Here is a 3,927-nt window from a genome sequence, read left to right as displayed (position 1 = left end):
CCCGTCGCGCCGGGGCGCGCGCGCGGGGCGGGCCCGCCGCCCCCGGGGGGAGGGGGCGCGCGGCGGGGGGGGGCTTGTTGGCCGAGGGCGAATCGATCGGGGAAGATTTGGTAGAAGATGGCGTGTTTGACCCATTCTGGCGTTTGAATTGTCATGTTGTGGGGGGTTAAATGGTTGGTGTTAGGCGGGGCGGAAGACGATATATACTTGCGGGCTGCGGTTTTTTCTAGTGTAGGCAAAACCCGGATCTGGGGGTGCCGACCCCCAGACCCCCCGGCGGAAAATGGAGGAGATAAATGCGATCGCATAGAGCTTTATATATAGCAGTCCTAAATGATTTGTGAGAATGTCTTTGTTTACTTCTCTGCGCCCTCTGCGTCTCTGCGGCTGAATTTATCCATATTAATTCTCATGAATCAAATAGGATTGCTATATATGCCGATTTTGGACTAGCTGTTGGCTGAAACTTAACTTTTCATATTCCCACCTATTCACTATCCACTATCCACTGTTCACTATTCACGATCCCCTACTCTACCTTTCGGACTACTCTCAACCATTGGTACTCCGTCAGAAGGGGGTTGGCGGGGAGTTGTCATTAACGATTGAATAGGTGGGATAGGTGAGACAGTAATCTTATTTTTTCTTTAATTTTAATCGACATACATAAATAATTTAGGAGCGCGGGATGTTAGCAATTAGGGTATTTTTTGATGGTTATGCTGCCGATCTGTTGGCACAGACTGAGATCGTGCGGGAGACGGCGATCGGTTTTTCGGGGCCGCAGTTTTTTACGGCACTGGTCGCCGGGTTGTTTTTGACTTTTGGCTTTCAGATGTTGTTGACTAATTTGTCGGTGGCGGCAGGGATGTCGGTACTGAGCTTGGCGGAGCGAGATCGATCGGATCGTCACGACGGGGGTAGTTCGCTACATATCGGCACGGCTGTTGGTGTCTGGACGTTGGTGACGGTGTCGATCGCGTTATTTGTCGCTTGTCTGTTGGCGGTGAAGTTGAGCTTTGTGCCGACGGTGACGATGGGGGCGACGGTGGGGCTGGCGATTTGGGCGGCTTATTTTTCGATCTTGGTTTGGATTAGCTCGACGACTGTCGGCTCGCTGGTTGGCTCGGTGGTAAGTACGGCGAATAGAGGCTTTCAGGCGGTGTTTGGGACGGCGACAGCCGCTTTGGGCATGAAAGCGGCTGGTTCGGAACTAGTTTCGTCGGCTGAGGCGGCTGCGGCTGCGGTGCGGCGGGAGATGACGGCTTATATCGATCCGCAAGATGTGCAGTCATCGATTAAGGATTTACTCAGTTCGGTCAAACCGCAGGAATTGAATCTTAAAGATATTCGCGCTGAGTTTGAAAAGATTCTGAAGGAGTCGGAGCTGACTAAGGGTTTAGATAAAGATAATTTACCGACGCTCAGTCGTGAAACTTTTGAAAATCTGCTCAAAGAGCGGACGGATCTCGCGCCGCGCGATGTCAAAAAAATCGTCGATGAGTTGGATCGATCGTGGCATGGTGCTGTGGGCGGGATGAAGCAAGGTGGCGGATTGGGGGAGTTGATGAAGCTCGTTCGCTCGGGGAAGCCGCAGGATCTGCTCTCTGGTGGCTTGTCGCAACAACTCGATCGCTATATCCAGGATCTGGGCAAGGGCGAGAATTCTAGCCAGTTGGAGCAAGCTCTGGGCACGGTGATGGGTATCGTGTTGGGTCGGGTGGATCTATCCGATCTGGATGTGGAGAAAATCAAGGGTCAGGTCAAGAATGCCCAGTCGCAGCTCCAAACTCAAGTGGCACAATTTACCGATAAGGTGGCTAGTCCGACGCTATCGCCTGGAGCGAGCGTGATTCGGGCGGATGTCGAACATTATCTGCGAGATACTTACTCGTGGCAGATGACGCCGGAGCGGATCGAGCGCGAGTTTCGGGATGTGCTCTACGATCCGAACGCTGATGCCCGCACGATTCGGCAGGCGATCGAATCGCTCAAACCGGAGGAATTTGCGACCTTATTGCAAGCACGCGGCGTCCTAACGCAGTCAAAAATCGCCGAACTGACGCAAGTACTCGATCGCGTCCGCCTCCGCGTTTTGGATGAAGTCCGCGCTGCGGAAACGGCTGGGATGCTCGAAAAAACGCAAACGGCGATCGACACCTATCTGCGGGCAACGCCTAAACACCGCTTGCTGTCTAATTATGCGGCGCAAGATTTCAAAGACTTGCTCGCTGATGGCGATGCCGATCCGCAGGAATTACACTCGCGGCTGTCGCAAATCAAGCAGTATCGCTTCTTGAGCGTGCTCCAGCAGCGTAACGATCTCGGCGAAACTGAAAAGACGCAAATCGTCCAGATGCTTACTCCAGTGCTGGAAGTAGCGATCGCCGATACGGAAGGGCTACAAGCGGGCGTCAAGGCGCGGGTCGATACGCAGTGGCAGCAGGTGCAAGAATACCTCCGCCATACGGGCAAGGAAGAACTAAATCCCGACGGGATTAAGCAAGATGTACAGAAGCTGTTGAACGATCCGCAAGCGGGTATCCACGATCTTAAACAACGCGCTTCGCATTTCGATCGAGATACGTTGGTACAACTGTTGAGCCAACGCCAAGATCTGAACGAACAGCAAGTCAATGACATCCTCGATCGCGTTGAATCCAACTGGAAGCAAGCGATTCACGCTCCGGCGGCTTTGGTCGATAAAGCTAAAACTCAGTACGAAGACACCACTAGTGCGATCGCCGATTATCTGCGGCGGACTGGCAAATCGGAACTCAATCCCGATGGCATCAAACGCGATCTGACAACTTTATTGCAAGATCCGAAAACAGGCTTGGACTCGATCCGCGACCGGCTGTCGCAGATCGATCGAGATACACTGGTGCAACTATTGCGCCAGCGCAACGACTTCACTGAAGCCGAAGCCAATGAGGCGATCGATCGGGTTCAGGATACGATTCGGCAGGTACTCCGCACCCCCCAACGGTTGGCAATGCGCGCCAAAACTCGCGTCAATGATTTCCAAACCGCTTTGGAAGACTACCTCCGCCATACGGACAAAACCGAACTCAATCCTGACGGCATCAAACGCGATCTCGGACTGCTGTTCCAAGATCCGCGTCTGGGGTTGGAACACTTAGGCGAGCGGCTCTCTCAGGTCGATCGCGAGACGATGATCGCGCTACTATCTCAACGTCAGGATATCTCTCCTGCCGAAGCCGAACAGATCGTCGATCGCGTTCTCTCCGTGCGCGATCGCTTTGTCGGCCAACTCGATGCCATTAAAGCCAAAGTTCAATCCGTCATTGACGGGATCTTTGCTCAGATCCGCGACTACCTCAATGGCTTGGAGCGACCCGAACTCAACTATGACGGCATTACTCAAGATGTCCGCAAACTGTTCGACGACCCCAATGCCGGACTCGATGCCCTGCGCGACCGGCTCTCGCATTTCGATCGCGAGACCTTAGTGGCAGTCCTCAGTTCCCGCGATGATATATCCAAAGCCGATGCCAACCGGATTATCGATCGCGTTGATGGCGTCCGCACCAACGTCTTAAATCGCGCCGAACGGATTCAAACCCAAATCCAAAATCGCCTCGACGACCTCAAACACCAAGCTCAAGCTCAAGCCGAAGCCACCCGCAAAGCCGCCGCTACTGCCGCTTGGTGGCTATTTGCCACCGGCTTGACCTCCGCGATCGCCGCCGCCGCCGCAGGCGCACTCGCCGTTCTGCCATTCGCGATCGCCTAGCGATCTGCAATTAAGGGAGGGACAATTTATGAATTGTCCCTCCCTTAATTTATGGAAATTTACGATTATCGATCGAACAAATAATATAGCAACCGCCAAGACTGTTAGGACAATTAGACCATTACTGCTACACCCCCGACTTCTCGAAGAAGTCGGGGGTGTGTCCTAAC

1 protein-coding gene and 1 pseudogene are annotated in these 3,927 nt (G+C 53.6%); one reads left to right on the top strand and one right to left on the bottom strand.

What is annotated here, in order from left to right; all coding sequences use genetic code 11:
• A pseudogene (locus RMO84_RS21395) lies at nucleotides 1-155 on the bottom strand (alpha-amylase); the annotation flags it as partial.
• A 533-nt stretch (nucleotides 156-688) separates the two neighbouring features.
• Between RMO84_RS21395 and RMO84_RS15225 the strand changes: the two are divergent.
• Nucleotides 689-3,757 (top strand): MFS transporter, encoded by a 3,069-nt coding sequence (locus RMO84_RS15225; RefSeq protein WP_310489290.1) that lies wholly within the window; start codon nucleotides 689-691, stop codon nucleotides 3,755-3,757.
• Nucleotides 3,758-3,927: the final 170 nt, after the last annotated feature.

The organism is Chamaesiphon sp. VAR_69_metabat_338, from assembly GCF_031423935.1.
Classification (GTDB): domain Bacteria; phylum Cyanobacteriota; class Cyanobacteriia; order Cyanobacteriales; family Chamaesiphonaceae; genus Chamaesiphon.
This window is presented reverse-complemented; position numbering and strand designations above follow the sequence as displayed.